The organism is Ramlibacter monticola (genome assembly GCF_016722785.1).
Classification (GTDB): domain Bacteria; phylum Pseudomonadota; class Gammaproteobacteria; order Burkholderiales; family Burkholderiaceae_C; genus Ramlibacter; species Ramlibacter monticola.
The window spans coordinates 285,401-301,630 of record NZ_JAEQNE010000008.1; the positions used below are offsets into that span (position 1 = coordinate 285,401).

Annotated in this window: 13 protein-coding genes and 1 pseudogene; 9 read left to right on the top strand and 5 right to left on the bottom strand. The window is 70.4% G+C overall.

Annotated elements, in window-relative coordinates; all coding sequences use genetic code 11:
• Positions 1–12 precede the first annotated feature (12 nt).
• Positions 13–687 carry a response regulator transcription factor gene (locus JJ685_RS25785; protein WP_330901846.1) on the bottom strand — a complete coding sequence of 225 codons (675 nt, stop codon included), beginning with the start codon at positions 685–687 and terminating at the stop codon, positions 13–15.
• 260 nt (positions 688–947) lie between these two features.
• Between JJ685_RS25785 and JJ685_RS25790 the strand changes: the two genes are divergently transcribed.
• Positions 948–3,035 carry an MASE1 domain-containing protein gene (locus JJ685_RS25790; RefSeq protein ID WP_201677238.1) on the top strand — a complete coding sequence of 696 codons (2,088 nt, stop codon included), beginning with the start codon at positions 948–950 and terminating at the stop codon, positions 3,033–3,035.
• Here the strand turns inward: JJ685_RS25790 and JJ685_RS25795 are convergent.
• From JJ685_RS25795 to JJ685_RS25810, 4 genes and pseudogenes are all read right to left on the bottom strand, one after another.
• On the bottom strand, positions 2,993–3,568 hold the full coding sequence (locus JJ685_RS25795) for a hypothetical protein (RefSeq protein ID WP_201677239.1): 576 nt from the start codon (positions 3,566–3,568) through the stop codon (positions 2,993–2,995). The genes JJ685_RS25790 and JJ685_RS25795 overlap by 43 nt on opposite strands.
• A 182-nt stretch (positions 3,569–3,750) precedes the next feature.
• Entirely contained in the window at positions 3,751–3,966 is a 216-nt protein-coding gene (locus JJ685_RS25800; protein ID WP_201677240.1) for a hypothetical protein, read from the bottom strand.
• A 103-nt stretch (positions 3,967–4,069) separates the two neighbouring features.
• Positions 4,070–4,363 (bottom strand): annotated as a pseudogene (locus JJ685_RS25805) (HU family DNA-binding protein); the annotation flags it as partial.
• A 129-nt stretch (positions 4,364–4,492) separates the two neighbouring features.
• Positions 4,493–5,710 carry a porin gene (locus JJ685_RS25810; protein ID WP_201677242.1) on the bottom strand — a complete coding sequence of 406 codons (1,218 nt, stop codon included), beginning with the start codon at positions 5,708–5,710 and terminating at the stop codon, positions 4,493–4,495.
• 123 nt (positions 5,711–5,833) lie between these two features.
• Between JJ685_RS25810 and JJ685_RS25815 the strand changes: the two genes are divergently transcribed.
• The 8 genes from JJ685_RS25815 to JJ685_RS25850 all read left to right on the top strand — a co-directional run bounded on the left by JJ685_RS25815 (position 5,834) and on the right by JJ685_RS25850 (position 16,205).
• Positions 5,834–8,476 (top strand): LuxR C-terminal-related transcriptional regulator, encoded by a 2,643-nt coding sequence (locus JJ685_RS25815; RefSeq protein WP_330901847.1) that lies wholly within the window; start codon positions 5,834–5,836, stop codon positions 8,474–8,476.
• Between the two features lie 170 nt (positions 8,477–8,646).
• Entirely contained in the window at positions 8,647–9,495 is an 849-nt protein-coding gene (locus JJ685_RS25820) for a TauD/TfdA dioxygenase family protein (protein ID WP_201677278.1), read from the top strand.
• A 43-nt stretch (positions 9,496–9,538) separates the two neighbouring features.
• Entirely contained in the window at positions 9,539–10,597 is a 1,059-nt protein-coding gene (locus JJ685_RS25825; RefSeq protein ID WP_201677243.1) for a BKACE family enzyme, read from the top strand.
• Between the two features lie 14 nt (positions 10,598–10,611).
• Positions 10,612–11,199 carry an RBBP9/YdeN family alpha/beta hydrolase gene (locus JJ685_RS25830; protein WP_330901848.1) on the top strand — a complete coding sequence of 196 codons (588 nt, stop codon included), beginning with the start codon at positions 10,612–10,614 and terminating at the stop codon, positions 11,197–11,199.
• 17 nt (positions 11,200–11,216) lie between these two features.
• Complete coding sequence (locus JJ685_RS25835) at positions 11,217–12,188, top strand: quinone oxidoreductase family protein (protein WP_201677244.1); 972 nt, start codon at positions 11,217–11,219, stop codon at positions 12,186–12,188.
• 2 nt (positions 12,189–12,190) lie between these two features.
• The gene (locus JJ685_RS25840) at positions 12,191–13,522 is read left to right on the top strand and encodes an MFS transporter (RefSeq protein ID WP_330901849.1); all 1,332 of its coding nucleotides are present in this window, start codon (positions 12,191–12,193) and stop codon (positions 13,520–13,522) included.
• A gap of 23 nt (positions 13,523–13,545) precedes the next feature.
• A complete protein-coding gene (locus JJ685_RS25845) occupies positions 13,546–15,186 on the top strand; it encodes a 3-(methylthio)propionyl-CoA ligase (RefSeq protein WP_201677246.1) in 1,641 nt (546 codons plus the stop codon).
• Complete coding sequence (locus tag JJ685_RS25850; protein WP_201677247.1) at positions 15,186–16,205, top strand: YeiH family protein; 1,020 nt, start codon at positions 15,186–15,188, stop codon at positions 16,203–16,205. Before JJ685_RS25845 ends, JJ685_RS25850 begins: the two co-directional genes overlap by 1 nt.
• Positions 16,206–16,230 lie beyond the last annotated feature (25 nt).

Consider the following 16,230-nt stretch of genomic DNA (forward strand, 5'->3'; position numbering starts at 1 on the left):
CCTCGGAGGGCCTCAGGCGGCTTCGGGCGACAGCAGGGCGCGCTCGACGAGCCGCACCAGTTCGGCCACGGAACGCACCTGCATCTTCTCCATCGCTCGCGCGCGATGCACCTTCACCGTCTTTTCCGCGGTGCCCAGATCGGCGGCGATCTGCTTGTTCAGGCGGCCGTTCATCACGTGCTGGAGCACTTCGTGCTCGCGCCGCGTGAGCGACGCCATCAGGGTCTCGACGTGCGCGCGCCGCGCGACGACGCAGCGCTGCCGCAGGTCCACCGAGAGAGCGCGCGCGATCGCGCTCAGGAGCACCTCTTCCCCGACGGGCTTGGTCAGGAAATCCACCGCACCCTCGCGCATGGCCGAGGCGCACAGCGGAACGTCGGCCAGGCCGGTGAGGAAGATGATCGCGGGGTGCCGCCCCTGCGCCACGAGCGAGTGCTGAAGCCCGAGGCCGTCGAGGCCAGGCATGGAGACATCGAGGATCACGCAGCCGTGCACGTCCGGGTCGTAGGAGCCGAGGAAGCTTTCGGCGCTGGTGTGGGTCACCACGTCGTAGCCCTCGATCCGAAGCAGCCGTTCGAGTGCCCTGCAGATGCTGGCGTCGTCGTCGACGACGTGGATGCGCGCAGGCTGCTGGCTGGGCACGAACGGAACTTGCCGCTCACCGGGAGCGATGCTGACTGGGTCCACTTTTCCCCCTTCCGGGCACGCGGGCAGCCGCAATGCCGTGCAGAATTTGTAGGCGTAGTGTAGAAATCGACACGAGAAGGTCAAGCGGGCATTTCGACTAAGTAACTTTTCGTTGGGACAGGTTGTGCGCGCCGAGCGCGTGTGGTCCCAAGGTTCGTTGCCCGGCTTTTCAGCGCCTTCCTGGGATTGGAGTTGCATGGGCAGCTCGCCGGCGGAGGGAGACGCGTCCCGCTTCCGCCGAGTCAAACAAGGATAAACGCATGGCCGATGCCACCGAGGTCCGCCGCGGTACCTTCAACGCGGACCCGCACTGGGAGACCTTCCGCATCGCGGTGCTGGTGGGGCTTGCGTATTACGCGGGCGCACGCATAGGGCTGGCGCTGACCTTCTCGCCGATGCCCCTCTCCGTGCTGTGGCCACCGAATGCGCTCCTTCTCGGTGCATTGGTCGTCACGCCAAGGCGGAGATGGTGGGCGGTGTTCGCCGGCGCGCTACCGGCGCACCTGTTCGCCGAATTGCCGCATGGCGTCCCGACGCCATTGGTCTTGTGCTGGTTCGCCAGCAACGCCAGCGAGGCGCTGATCGGCGCGCTCGTCTTTCGTCGCTTCGCCGACAACTGCGAGCTGAGGACCTTGCGGTCGGCGGTCGCATTCTGCTGCGCGGCCGCGGTCGCCGCCCTCCTGAGTTCCTTCCTCGATGCCGCCTTCGTGCAGCTGGTGGGCTGGGGGACGACCGATTTCGCCACGCTCTGGCGCATCCGCGTGTCGTCGAACCTCTTGGCCACGCTCACCGTGGTACCCGTGCTCGTGACCTGGAGCACCGCCGAACTCGATGTGCGGCGGCATGTCACGCCCGCGCAGCTGATGGAGATCGTGTGCCTGGTCGCCGGCCTGTTCGCCACCAGCATCGTCGTCTTCGACTCCGGGGTCGTCGACTCGGGCATACCGCCCACGCTGCTGTACCTGCCGGTTCCCTTCCTCGTGTGGGCGGCACTGCGCTTCGGGCCGGCGCTCTCCAGCCTGGCCTACGCCATCGTCGTCTTCCTCGTGATCTGGGGCGCGGCGCACGGGCGGGGCCCGTTCCTGCTGGCCGCCGTGCAGAACGACCCGTTGCCGATCCAGCTGTTCCTGAGCAGCGTCGCCGTGCTGCTGCTTCTGCTCGCGGCGGCCGTCGTGGAACGCCGGGAGGCGGAACGCATGCTGCGCGGCTCCGAGGAGCTGTTCTCCACCGCCTTCCGGCAGGGACCGGACGCCATCGCGATCACGCGGGCGCGTGATGGCGGCATCGTCGAAGCCAACAAGCGCTGGCTGGAGCTGCTCGGGTATCCGTCGAATGCCCAGAGCCTCGCGACGCTCGGCGAGCACCTGTCGCCGGCCAGCCGGGACCGGGTGCGCAGCCTGAAGTCCGAACCCGGGAGCGCGCAGGAGACGGAAGTGGTCCTCACCGACCGCCAGGGCGGCGTGCACGTGGCACTGCTGGTGATCGCTCCCGTGCAGCTGATGGGCGAGACGTGCCACATCACCATCCTGCGTGATATCACGCGCCAGCGCCAGGCCGAAAAGGACGCCTACGACCAGCGCCGTCAGCTCACGCACCTCACCCGGGTGGCCTCGCTGTCGGACTTCTCCAGCACCATCGCGCACGAACTGAACCAGCCCCTGACCGCCATCCTGAGCAATGCCCAGGCGGCCCTGCGCCTGTTCGCGCACGAACCGCTCAACGTGGCCGAGATCCGCGCCATCCTGGTCGAGATCGCGGAATCCGACAAGCGGGCGGGCCTCCTGATCCACCACCTGCGCCTGCTCATGAAGAAGGGCGACGAGGAATTCGTGCAGGTGGACCTGAACCAGCTGGTCCGCGACGTCCTCGACTTCGTCCGCAGCGAGTTCCTGGTGCGCACGGTCGAGCTGAAGACGAGCTACGCACCCGACCTGCCGCAGGTGCGCGGCGACCGCGTGCAGCTGCAGCAGCTGTTACTGAACCTGGTGTGCAACGCCTGCGAGGCGATGGACGCGCAGACGCATGGCAAGGTGATGGAGGTCAGCACCTCGCACGAAGCCGACGGCACGGTGCAGGTGACGGTCAGCGACACCGGCCCGGGGATCCCGGCGGACCGGATGGACCGCGTGTTCGAACCCTTCTTCACCACCAAGCAGAGCGGGCTGGGCATGGGGCTGGCGATCTGCCGCCGCATCGCGACCGCGCATGGCGGCAGCCTGACGGTGCTGAGCCGGCCCGGCGAGGGCGCCACCTTCCAGCTCGCGCTGCCGCAGGTGCTGCCCGGCAGGCGCCTCGAGGCCACTGCTCATTTCCCCGCCGACACCACGTCGACCGCGACGGCCTCGTAGACCACCGCCACCACCTGGTCGCCGACGCGCACGCCCGCGAGGTCCGCCTTGTCGCGCACCTGGAAGCTGACTTCGCGTCCCTCGGGGCCCTTCAGGCGGATGGTCCCGGCGCCGCGGTCCACCGCCAGCACCTTGGTCACGATCGTGATCGGCACCGGCCCCGAGGCGCCCGCTCCGTTCGCCTGCCGGCGCGCCTCGGCTTCCGATTCGACCTTCGCCCGGCTCTCCTCGCCGCCGCGCCGCAGCGTCATCGCGAACGCCGCGACATACTCCACCTTCACCTTGTCGCCGGGCTTCAGTTGCTCCGCGTCGCGCACCTTCGGATCGAGCCGGAAGGTGAACTCGCCGCGCTTGCCCTTGACGCGAATGATCCGCGCCGCTGCATCGACGGCGGTGACGGTGCCCGTGGCGGTGGCGCGCCGCGCACTCTCCGCCTGCTCGCCGAGCCTGAGGGCCTGCGCGGCGGGAATGGCCGCGGCCAGCAGGCACGCCAGCACGAAGGACCGGGCAGCCGGAAGAACGCTCGCTTTCATGCCTGCTCCTGGCCCGCCGACGCGCGGGCGTTCGCCAACATAGCGCCGTCCATGAGCCCCTGCCATGCGGCTTTGGGGCTACGACCACCGGCCCGCGCGCGAAACGAATCCCAACAACGCTTACGCGAAGCGCGAAGGCCGGACCGGGTTCGTGACGATCGTGAATGACGCGGCGCGGTCGCCTACTGGGCGAGGCACTGCCGGCAGTAGGCGTCGCCCAGCTGGCGCGTGCAGGACTCCAGCACGTCCACGTAGGCGCGGGCGGGCAGGTAGCTGCGGAAGGTCTGGCATTGCTTCGCCGCCATGGCTTCCTTGTCCTGGGGCGTCTGGGGCGTCTGGCAGCCCGCCAGCGCGGCGGCGCAGGCGACGAGGACGGCAACGACGGTGTGGGGGTTCATGGCAACTCCTTGGGACGCAGCGCATGGTGGTCCCAGGGGGGTCGCCCCGGAATGGGACCTACGTCCCATCGGCGGTGGAGGGTGCGGGCCGCGCCCGCGGCGCTCACTCCCGCGCGCTGCCGTTCACGGCGGATTTCAGCGCCGTGGCCGGCACGAATTTCACCGTCTTGCTGGCCGCGATGGTGATCGCCTCGCCGGTCTTCGGGTTGCGGCCGGCGCGCTCGGAGCGCTCCGCCTGCCGGAAGCTGCCGAAGCCTGCGAGCGCCACCTCGCCGCCCTTGGAGAGTTCGTCGGACACGATGCGGAGGAAGGCGTCCAGGTTCTTGGCGGCGGAATCCTGGGTTGTCTCCGTCACGGCCGCGAGCGCATGCACGAGCTCGGACTTGTTCATGGGGCTGCCTTTGTAGGACGACGCGGAAGGGACTGCATGCCCCGCCGCGTCATCGTTGTACCGAAGACCGCTCCGCCCCGGAAGCGGCCCTCTGGTCCAATTTCCCGGCGCCCGCTTCGGATGTAGGGCGGGCCGTCAGAACGTGTGGCGCATGCCCGTCATGAAGGCGGTCACGTTCTTGTTCGCCGCCACCGTGGTCGCATAGACCGGGCTCAGGTTCATGTTGGCGCCGGTGTTGCGGACGGCCGCGCCCTCGACGTAGAACGTGGTCCGCTTCGACAGGGAGTATTCGAGGCCGGCCGCGAACTGGGTCGCGTGGTTGCCCTCGTTCTTGTTGTCGTCGACGCGGTAGAAGCCGGCCGTCACGTTGATGTGCGCCAGGGGCTTGTAGCCGACGCCGGCGTGCCACATGTTCAGGCTGTCCGAGCCGCCGGGAACGATCGCGTGCGAGGGGTTGCGGGCCCAGAAGAAGCCGCCGGCGAAGTTCCAGGGGCCGGTGGCATAGGCGGCGCCGAGCGAGCTCAGGCGGTTGGTGTTGGCAGTGGGCGAGAAGCCCCTGGCTGCCGCCGCGGCCGCGCCGGTCGCCGCGCTGCCGGTGGCGGCGGTGAACAGCGTGGTGGCCGCGGGCAGGTTGTTGCCGTAGCCGTTGTAGACCAGGCCCGACAGCCGCAGCCCGCCCGCCTCGTAGATCGCGGTCAGGGCCTGCTGCGAATTGGCCTTGGTGCTGTCCAGGGTCTCGCCGAAGGCGTATTCGGCGCTGACCTTCAGGCCGTAGAAGGCGGGCGAGTTGTAGACGATCGCGTTGTCGTTGTAGACCGTGCCGAAGGCCACGTTGGAGTTGTTGCCGATGAAGGCGCCGCTGGCGCTGTTCATGCCCACGAGGCCCGTGAGCGCCGAGCCGAAGTAGCGGCCGCCGCGGGCGTCCGTGCTCGCGAGCGCCCAGTACATCGGGGAGACCGTGCGGCCGAGGGTCACTTCGCCCCAGTTGCCGGTGAGGCCCACCGTGGCGTACTGGTTGAAGAAGGAGGTGGTGCCGAGGCTGTTCGGACCGCCGGTCGTGCCGTCCTTCACGTTGAAGTTGCCTTGCAGGCGGAAGGTCGCCGCCAGGCCGCCGCCCAGGTCTTCGCGTCCGCGCATGCCCCAGTTGCTGGCGCCCAGGCCGCCGTCCTTGAAGTGGACGTTCGAGCCCGCGGCCTCGGGGCGGGGAATGTAGCCGAGGCGGCTGGCGCTCTCGGAGCTCATATACAGCAGGCCCGCGTCGAACACGCCGAACAGCGTGACGTTGCTCTGGGCAAAGGCGGGGGCGCAGGCGGCCAGGAGGGGCGCGGCGGCCAAGGCAAGGCGATATCTCATGAAGTTCTCGTCGGCACGGTTTAGGAAGAAGACCCGCAGAGTAAAAAACAGTAAGCTCCGCGAGCCCCCCCACGCAGAGGGGCTAGGGCCAACCCTGAGTGCACTCGGCGTTACATTTCCCACGTGGCTGATATCCCCGTCCGCCCCAGCGACCTGCTCCTGAAGGTGACCGCACCGCGCGCGGCGAGGAACCTGCTCGCGCGCGAGCAGCTCGCGGCGGACGGCCCCGCCCTGCGCGATTGCGCGGCGGTCCTGGTGCAGGCGCCGCCCGGCTTCGGCAAGACGTCCCTGCTGGCGCAATGGCGGCTCGAATACCTCGCGCGCGGTGCGGCGGTGGCCTGGGTCAACGCGCAGGCGCGAGACGACGTCGAGCGCCTGGTGCGCAGCCTCGCGCTGGCGGTGCGGGTGGGTGCCGGACGTCCGACGTTCGGCCACGTGCTGCTGGAAGGCGTCGCCGCCGGCGGCCTGGAAGGGGTCACGCTGTGGCTCGCCGAAGTGGCGCAGAGCGCCATGGACCTGGTGCTGGTGGTGGACGAGGCCGAGCGCCTGCGCGAGGTGGTGCGCGAAGCCCTCGGCTACCTGGTGCGCAACGCACCATCCAACCTGCGCTGCGTGGTGGCGGCGCGCGCCGAGGTCGACCTCGGCGTGGACGACCTGGTCTCGTACGGCCAGTGCGTGCGCGTGGGCGCCGCCGAACTGCGGTTCACGCTGGCGGAGACCTTGCGCCTGGCCGAACAGCGGCTGGGGCCGGCCCTGGACCGCGACCGCGTCGCGCGGCTGCACGAGATCACGGAAGGCTGGCCGCTCGCCCTGCAGCTCGCCCTCAGCGCGGATCCCTCGGGACGCGCGGCGGAACTCGCGCTGGCGGGGGGCGCTGCGCCGCCGGAGCAGTTCGTGTCGCTCATGCTGGGCAAGCTCGATCCGGCCGACCTCGACTTCCTCACCCGGGTCAGCCCCGTCAAGTACCTGCACCCGGCGCTGTGCAGCGCGCTGGTGCCGGCGCCGGAGACACCCGCGCGGCTGGAGCGCCTGATGCGCGAGACGCCCGCCTTCGTGGGCGGCGACCTGCAAGGCTGGGTGCGCATGCATGCGCTGGCGCGCGGCGCGCTGCAACAGCGCTTCGAGGCCCTGCCGGCGGCCGAACGCGCGCAGGTGCACGCGCGCGCCTGCGACTGGCTGCTGGCCGAGGGCATGTTCGACGCCGCCGCCCCGCACGCGCTGGCCTGCGGGCAGAACGACAAGGCCTACGACCTCGCCGAGCGCAGCCTCTACGAATCCCTCATGACCCGTGGCGACCAGGCCGCGGTGCTGGACTGGCTGGCCAAGACGCCCCCGCAGGAACTCGACCGGCGGCCGCGCCTGCTGCTGGCCGCGGCCTGGTCGCTGGCCATCAGCGAGCGCCACGAGGAGGCGGCACGCTACCTCGATCGCATCCTGGCGCAGCCCGAGACCGACCAGGGGCTGCGCTGCGAAGCCGCCCTGATCCTGGGCGCGGCCGCGATCTTCGCCGACGATCCCGACGCCTTCGCGGCGCTCTACGATCCCTGGGCCGAGCGCCCGCCGATCGCCAACGACGCGCTGCTGCAGGTCCACGCCAACCGTGCCGCCCTCCGCGCGCTGCTCGAAGGAGAACCGGCCCTGGCGCGCCTGCGCCAGCAGCGGGCAGCCCACGCCTTCCCGGTCGCGGGCTACGTCGACCGGTGGGGTGGCTACATCGTCGGACTCACGTACCTGTGGGAAGGCCAGCCGCTGATGGTGGAACAGCTGCTCGGGCCCGCCCTGGCCAGCGCCGAGAGCGACCTCGGGCGCCGCAGCTCCTTCGCCAGCGTGCTGGCCGCCGCGCTCGCCGCCGCCCGCTGGGAGCGCGGCCTCGCCGACGAGGCGACCATGCTGCTGACCGACCGCCTCGACGTGCTGGAGCGCAGCGGCCTGCCCGAAGCGGTGCTGCAGGCCTTCCGCACCCTGGCGCGGGCCGCCCGCTCGGCGGGCAACGAGCAGCGCGCGCTGGCCCTCCTGGGGGAGCTGGATGCCGTCGGCATGGCCCGGCGCCTGCCGCGGCTGCGGCTCGCCAGCCTCGGCGAGCAGGTGCGCCTGCATGCGCGGGAGTTCCGGGTCGAGACCTGCCGCACCCTGCTGCGGCAGATGGAGCAGCTGCTCGACGAAGCCGCGACGCCCCGCGGCCCCCTGTGGCTGCACGGCGTGGAGGGTCTGCTGCTGGTGGCGCGGGCGCACGCGGCCATCGCGGCGCGCGACTGGCGCGGCGCGCTGCCCTTCCTGGAGAAGGCCGAGGCGATCGCCGTGGGGCACAAGCTGGGCCGCGACCGCATCGAGGCCATGGCCTTGCGCGCCTGGGTGCTGGACCGCGCCTCCGAACGCTCGGTCGTGCTGCTGCAGGAGGTCGTCACCCTGGCTCAGGCCGTCGACCTGCAGGCCGTGTTCGACGACGCGCATCCGCAGTTGGCCGACTGGGTCCGCCACGCCTCCGTGCGGACGGCCCCGGCGGCGCCGGCGGCGGCGCCCCCGCAGGCGCGTCCGCGCGAGGCCATGCGCGCCCCCGCCACGGCCGCGCTGACCCCCAAGGAACGCAATGTCCTGGAGCTGCTCGCGCGCAACCTGACGAACAAGGAGATCGCCCTCGCCATGCAGGTCGGCGAGGAGACGATCAAGTGGCACGTCAAGAACCTGTTCGCCAAGCTGGACGCGGGCACCCGCAAGCAGGTGGTGGGGCGCGCCCGGATCCTGGGGTTCCTGGCCGACGAGGCCTGAACCGGCCCCCCGGGGGGCCCGGGGAAAGCCCGCGCCCCCTCGGCGATGGGGGGGCCGGAAAGGGGTGGGCCGCCTAACCTTCTCTCCATCCAAGGAGACAAGCCATGGCAATTTCAACCCCGTCCAAGACCCCCGCGGCCCCGGCCGTCATCAGCGAGCTCAGCCGCTCGATCCGCGTCGAGCAACTCACCTGCGCGATCGGCGCCGAGCTGGTCAACGTGAACCTGGGCGTCGCCTCCCGCGACGCCGGCATGGTGGCCGAAATCCGCGCCCTGCTGCTGAAGCACAAGGTGCTGTTCTTCCGCGACCAGGACATCACGCGCGCCGAGCACGTCGCCTTCGCCCGCCACTTCGGCGAGCTGGAGGACCACCCCGTCGCCGGCAGCGATCCCGAGAACCCGGGCCTCGTGCGCATCTACAAGTCGCCCGAATCGCCGAACGACCGCTACGAAAACGCCTGGCACACCGACGCCACCTGGCGCGAGCAGCCGCCCATGGGCTGCGTGCTGCGCTGCGTGGAATGCCCGCCGGTCGGCGGCGACACGATGTGGGCCAACATGGCGCTCGCCTACGAGAACCTGCCCGCCACCGTCAAGGAGCAGATCGCCGGCCTGCGCGCCCGCCACAGCATCGAGGCCAGCTTCGGCGCGGCGATGCCGATCGAGAAGCGGCTGGCGCTGAAGGCGCAGTTCCCCGACGCGGAGCACCCGGTGGTGCGTACGCACCCGGAGACGGGCGAGAAGATCCTGTTCGTCAACGCGTTCACGACGCACTTCACCAACTTCCACACCCCGGCCAACGTGCGCGTCGGCCAGGACTACACGCACGGCGGCTCCGACCTGCTGCGCTACCTGATCAGCCAGGTCTTCATCCCCGAATACCAGGTGCGCTTCCGCTGGAAGCCGAACAGCATGGCCATGTGGGACAACCGGTCCACCCAGCACTACGCCGTGATGGACTACCCGCCCTGCCATCGAAAGATGGAACGGGCCGGAATCATGGGCGACAAGCCCTTCTGACCTGCAGCGACTCCGACCCGAAACCACAAAGCAAGAGAACGAAATGAATTTCCTCGATGGCTCCCTCTTCCCCGAGAACCAGGACAAGCTGGTGATCACCGCCGCGCCGTACGGCCCCGAGTGGATTCCCTCCGACTTCCCCGAGGACATCCCCGTGTCCATGGAAGCGCAGATCCAGAAGGCCGTCGACTGCTACAACGCCGGCGCCACCGTGCTGCACCTGCACGTGCGCGAACTCGATGGCAAGGGCTCCAAGCGCCTGTCGAAGTTCAACGAGCTGATCGCCGGCGTCCGCAAGGCCGTGCCCGACATGATCATCCAGGTCGGCGGCTCCATCTCCTTCGCCCCCGAGACCGACGGCGCCGCCGCCAAGTGGCTGTCCGACGACACGCGCCACATGCTGGCCGAGCTGGACCCCAAGCCGGACCAGGTCACGGTCACGGTGAACACCTCGCAGATGAACGTCGTCGAGCAGATGGACGTCGAGGACATCGCCGGCACCTCGCTGGCCGAGCCGGACAACAACCGCGCCTACGCCAACATGGTCGTGCCGTCCACGCCCAGCTTCTTCGAGGAGCACGTGCGACGCCTCACCAAGGCCGGCATCCAGAGCGCCTTCCAGTTCTACAACATCAACAGCTTCGAGACCGTGGAGCGGCTGATCCGCCGCGGCGTCTACAAGGGCCCGCTGGTGTGCAACTGGGTGGCCATCGGCGGCGGCATGGACCAGCCGACCGTCTACAGCCTGTCGAACTTCCTGCGCGCGATCCCCGACGGCACCATGCTGACGGTGGAGAGCAGCATGCGCAACGTGCTGCCGATCAACATGATGGGCCTGGCCATGGGCCTGCACGTGCGCTGCGGCATCGAGGACAACCTCTGGAACCAGTCGCGCACCGCCAAGATGACCACCGTGCAGCAGATCGAGCAGCTGGTGCGCATCTCCCGCGAGTTCGGCCGCGAGGTCGCCACCGGCAAGGAAGCGCGCAAGATCTGCAAGATCGGCGTGTTCTACGAGACGGTGGAAGAGACCCTGGCCGCCAACGGCTTCGCGCCGAACGCCAAGGGCCGCCAGCAGGGCTTCCTGCGCAAGGCCGCCTGAAGGAGGCCCGGCCCGTGCATTCCCTGCCCACCGTCCTGATCGTTCCGGGGCTGCGCGACCACGTCGAGCAGCACTGGCAGACGCTGCTGGCCGCGCGGCTGCCGCGCGTGCGCACCGTGCCGCCCATGGGCCGCGAGGACCTGGACTGCGCCAAGCGCGTGGCCGCGATCGAGCAGGCGGCGCAGGAAATCGACGGGCCGCTGGTGATCGTGGCCCACAGCGGCGGCGTGGTGATGGTGGCGCACTGGGCGCACCAGACCACGCGCGCCGTGCAGGGCGCGCTGCTCGCGACGCCCCCCGATTTCGACCGCCCGATGCCGGACGGCTACCCCACGCTGGAGGCCCTGCGCGCCGGCGGCTGGCTGCCGGTGCCGCGCCAGCGGCTGCCCTTCCCCAGCATCGTCGCGGCCAGCCGCAACGACCCGCTCGGAAGCTTCGAGCGCGTGCAGGAATTCGCGCGCGACTGGGGCAGCGAGCTGGTGGACCTGGGCGAGGTCGGCCACCTGAACCCGGCTTCCGGTTTCGGCCCCTGGGCCGGGGCCGAACCCCTGATTGCGTGGCTGGCGCCCGGCGCCATCCAGCCCGGCGACCGCAGCCACTGAAAGACTAGGAGAGAGACATGCCCCATGCAATCCGCTTCCACCAGACGGGTGGACCGGAAGTCCTGCGCTTCGAAGACGTCGAATTGCGCGACCCGGGCCCCGGCGAGGCGCGCGTGCGCCACACCCGCGTGGCCGTCAACTTCATCGACATCTACTTCCGCACCGGGCGCTACCCGCTCGCGCTGCCGAACGGCCTGGGCTCCGACGCCGTCGGCGTGGTCGAGGCCGTGGGCCCCGGCGTCACCGACGTGAAGCCGGGCGACCGGGTCGGCTACCTGCTCGGCCCGCAGGGCGCGTACAGCGAGGTGCGCGTGATGCCCGCCGACGTGCTGATCCCGCTGCCCGATGGCGTGAGCGACGATACCGCCTCCACGCTGATGATGAAGGGCATGACCGCCCAGTACCTGTTCCGGCAGGTGTTCCCCCTCCAGGGCGGCGAGACCATCCTGTACCACGCGGCCGCCGGCGGCGTGGGCCTGATCGCCTGCCAGTGGGCCAAGGCGCTGGGCGTGACCATGATCGGCACCGTCAGCACCGACGAGAAGGCCGAAGTCGCCCGCGCGAACGGCTGCGCGCACGTGATCGTCACCTCGCGCGAGGACATCGCCAAGCGGGTGCGCGAAATCACCGACGGCAAGGGCGTGCCCGTGGTGTACGACTCGGTCGGCAAGGACACCCTGATGGCCTCGCTCGACTCCCTGCAGCCGCGCGGCACGCTGGTGAGCAACGGCACCACCTCCGGCCCCGTCAACATCGACACGACGCTGCTCGCCGTCAAGGGCTCGATCTGGGTGACCCGCCCGGCCATGATCCATTACGCGACCCCGCGCCCGCACATGCTGGCGATGGCGGACGAACTGTTCGGCCTCGTGCTGGACGGCAAGATCCGCAGCACGCCCAGCCGCACCTTCGCCCTGCCCGATGCCGCCGAGGCGCACCGGGCCCTCGAATCCCGTCAGACCACCGGCGCCACCGTCCTGATCCCATGAACATGCACTCCATTCCCGGGCGCTCCGACGCCGAGGGCTACCTGTTCACGCGGCGCGCCGCGTGGTTCGCCTACGCCATGACCATCGCCCTGATGCTCATGGACTACATCGACCGCCAGGTCATCGTCTCCCTCTTCCCCTACATGAAGAAGGAGTGGAACCTGTCCGACGCGCAGCTCGGCTCGCTCGTCTCCATCGTCTCCCTGACGGTGGCGCTGGGCGCGCTGCCGGTGGCGCTGTTCGCCGACCGCGTGAGCCGCGTGCGCAGCATCGCCGCCATGGCTGCGGTGTGGAGCGCCGCGACGCTGTCGTGCATGTTCACGCGCAGCTACGGCGCTCTGCTGGCCGCGCGCGGCATGGTGGGCCTGGGCGAGGCGGGCTACGGCTCCGTCGGCGCCGCGCTCATCGCCAGCCACTTCCCCAACCGCCTGCGCGGCGCGCTGCTGGCCGGCTTCTTCGCCTGCGCCTCGGTGGGCTCCGTGCTCGGCGTGCTGCTGGGCGGCGTGATCGCCGCGAAGTGGGGCTGGCAGGCGGCCTTCGGTGTCGTCGGCATCCCGGGGCTCGTGCTGGCCATCGCCTACCTGCTCGTGCGGGACTACAAGACGGTGCGGCTCACGCCCGTGCTGGAACGCGCGACGGAGAGCAGCACCAACGCGGCGCGCCACATCATCAAGGCCCTCACGCGTCCGCGCACCATGCTGTGGGTGTGCATCGGCGGCGCGGCGCAGCTGGTGGTGGTGTCCGCGGTGTGGGCCTGGATGCCCAGTTTCCTGAACCGCATGCACGGCGTGGCGCCCGACCAGGCCGCCAAGCAGGCTGCGCTCATCGTGCTGTGCGGCGCGCTGGGCAGCGTGGTGTGGGGTGCGGTCGCCGACCGTGCCGGCCGCCGCCGCCCGGCTGGCAAGCTGTACGCGATGGCGCTCATGTCCGTGGCCTCGCTGGGCATTCTTGCCTACGCCTTCGGCCCCGGCGCCGCCCTCGGCGGCTCGACGCAGTTCCTGATCATCGCGGCCGGCAGCTTCATCATGACCTGCACGGTCGGCCCGGTGTCGGCGATCGTCATCGACGTGGTGCACCCCGCCGTGCGCGCCACCGGTGCCGCGGTGCTCGCGCTGTTCCAGAACCTGTTCGGCCTGGCCCTCGGCCCCGTGCTCGCCGGCGCGCTGTCGGACACCTTCGGCCTGCAGGCCGCCCTGACCTGGACCCCCGCCTTCGCCCTGGTGGCGGCCGGCGCCTTCGTGCTCGCCGCGCGGACCTACGCCGCCGACATGGGTCGCGCCGCGGAAGCGCCCACCGAGACCAACCACCTTCCCCTCGGCGCGGCCCGCGCCTGATCGACTTGCCCCGGAGCACTGAAATGTTCGCGTCCATGATGCAGCAGCCGCTGCTGGTTTCCTCCCTGCTCGCCCACGCCGAACGGCACCACGGCGACCAGGAAATCGTGTCCCGTCGCGTCGAAGGCGACATCCACCGCTACACCTACCGCGCAATGGCGGCCCGCACGCGCCAGCTCGCCAACGGCATCGCGGCGCTGGGCGTCGGCCCCGGCGGCCGGGTCGGCACGCTGGCCTGGAACGGCTACCGCCACCTGGAGCTGTACTACGCCGTGTCCGGATCGGGCGCCGTGCTGCACACGCTCAACCCGCGCCTGCACCCCGACCAGCTGGTCTGGATCGCGGAGCACGCCGACGACGAAGTCCTGTTCTTCGACCTGAGCTTCCTGCCCCTGGTGGAAGCGGCGGCGCCGCGCCTGGGCAAGGTGCGCGCCTTCGTGGCGATGACCGACCGCGCCCACATGCCGGCCAGCAGCACCATCAAGAACCTCCTGTGCTACGAGGACCTGCTGTCGGTGCAGCGGTCCGAATTCACCTGGCCGACCTTCGACGAGAACACGGCCTGTTCCCTGTGCTACACGTCCGGCACCACCGGCAACCCGAAGGGCGCGCTGTACAGCCACCGTTCGACCGTGCTGCACACGTACGCCATCGCGCTGCCCGACTCGCTGAACTGCTCGGCGAGCGACACGATCCTGCCCGTGGTGCCCATGTTCCACGTCAACGCCTGGGGCCTGCCCTACGCGGCCTGCATGGTGGGCGCCAAGCTGGTGCTGCCCGGCCCCTTCCTGGACGGCCGCAGCCTGTACGAGCTGTTCGAGTCCGAAGGCGTGACCATGTCGGCCGGCGTGCCGACCGTGTGGCAGGGCCTGCTGGCGCACGTGGAAGCGAACAACCTGAAGTTCTCCACCATGCGCCGCACGGTGATCGGCGGCTCCGCCTGCCCGCCCGCGATGATGACGGCCTTCCAGCAGCGCTTCGACGTCGCCGTGCTGCACGCCTGGGGCATGACCGAGCTCAGCCCGCTGGGCACCGCCTGCACGCTGAAGCCGAAGCACCTGGCGCTGCCGGAGGAAGAGCGGCTGGCCATCCAGGCCAAGCAGGGCCGCCCCGTGTTCGGCATCGACATGAAGATCGTCGACGCCGACGGCAAGGAACTGCCGCACGACGGCCAGGCCGCCGGCGAACTGCTGGTGCGCGGGCCCTGGGTGATCCAGAGCTACTTCAAGGGCGAAGGCGGCGACCCGCTGGTGGGCGGCTGGTTCCCCACCGGCGACGTGGCCACCATCGACGCCGACGGCTACATGCAGATCACCGACCGCAGCAAGGACGTGATCAAGTCCGGCGGCGAGTGGATCGGCTCCATCGAGCTGGAGAACATCGCGATGGCGCACCCCGGCGTCGCCATGGCGGCGTGCATCGCGGCGCGCCATCCCAAGTGGGACGAGCGCCCGCTGCTGATCGTGGTGAAGAAGCCCGGCGTCGAGCTCACCAGCGCGGAGCTGCTCAAGTCCTTCGAAGGCCGCATCGCCCGCTGGTGGATGCCGGACGACGTGGTCTTCATCGAGGCGCTCCCGCTCGGCGCCACCGGCAAGGTGCAGAAGGCCCGCCTGCGCGAACAGTACCGCGACCACCTGGTGCGCGGGCAGCTGCAGGCCGCGTGATGCGTGCGCCGGCCGCGTCCTTCTCGCTCGCTACCGCCATGGAAGGCGGCCGGGTGCTCGCCCCCGGCCTGCTGGCCTGCGGGGTGGTGGCCGCGGCGTCGGCCTTCCTCGCGCAGCACTACGGCGCGCCCGTGATGCTGTTCGCGCTGCTGCTCGGCATGGCGATGAACTTCCTGTCGGTGGAAGGCGCGTGCAAGCCGGGCATCGAGTTCGCCGCGCGCCACGTGCTGCGCGTCGGCATCGCCCTGCTCGGACTGCGCATCACCGCCGGCCAGGTGGCGGCGCTTGGCTGGGAGCCCTCCCTGCTGGTGGTGGGGTCCGTGGCGGCCACGATCACCGTGGGCATCGTCGCCGCGCGCCTCATGGGCTTCGACTGGCGCTTCGGCCTCCTGAGCGGCGGCGCCACCGCGATCTGCGGCGCGTCGGCGGCGCTGGCCATCTCGGCCGCCCTGCCGGCCCATGCGAAGAAGGACCGCGCGACCCTGTTCACCGTGATCGGCGTGTCGATGCTGTCGACTGTGGCGATGATCGCCTACCCGCTGGTGGCGCGTGCCCTCGGCCTGTCGGAGCAGGCGGCCGGGGTGTTCCTCGGCGCCACCATCCACGATGTGGCACAGGTGGTCGGCGCCGGCTACAGCATGTCCACGCCGGTGGGCGACTCCGCCACCATCGTGAAGCTGATGCGGGTGGCCATGCTGCTGCCGGTGATCGTGGTGGCCACGCTGCTCACGCGCGACCGCAACGCGCCGGCCGGGCAACGCCCGCCGCTGCTGCCCGGGTTCGCGCTCGCCTTCGCCGCGCTGGTGGTGATCAACAGCCTCGGCTGGGTGCCGAAGGTGGTGCAGTCCACCGGCGGCGACATCTCGCGCTGGTGCCTGCTGGCGGCCATCGCCGGCATCGGCATGAAGACGCAGATGCGCGAGCTGGTGAAGGTGGGCTGGCGCCCCGTGGCCCTGATGGTGGGCGAAACGCTGTTCCTGGCCGTCCTCGTGATCCTCTGCCTGCGCTTCGCCTCGTGAGCGCGGCAACCCGAAAACTCGTACA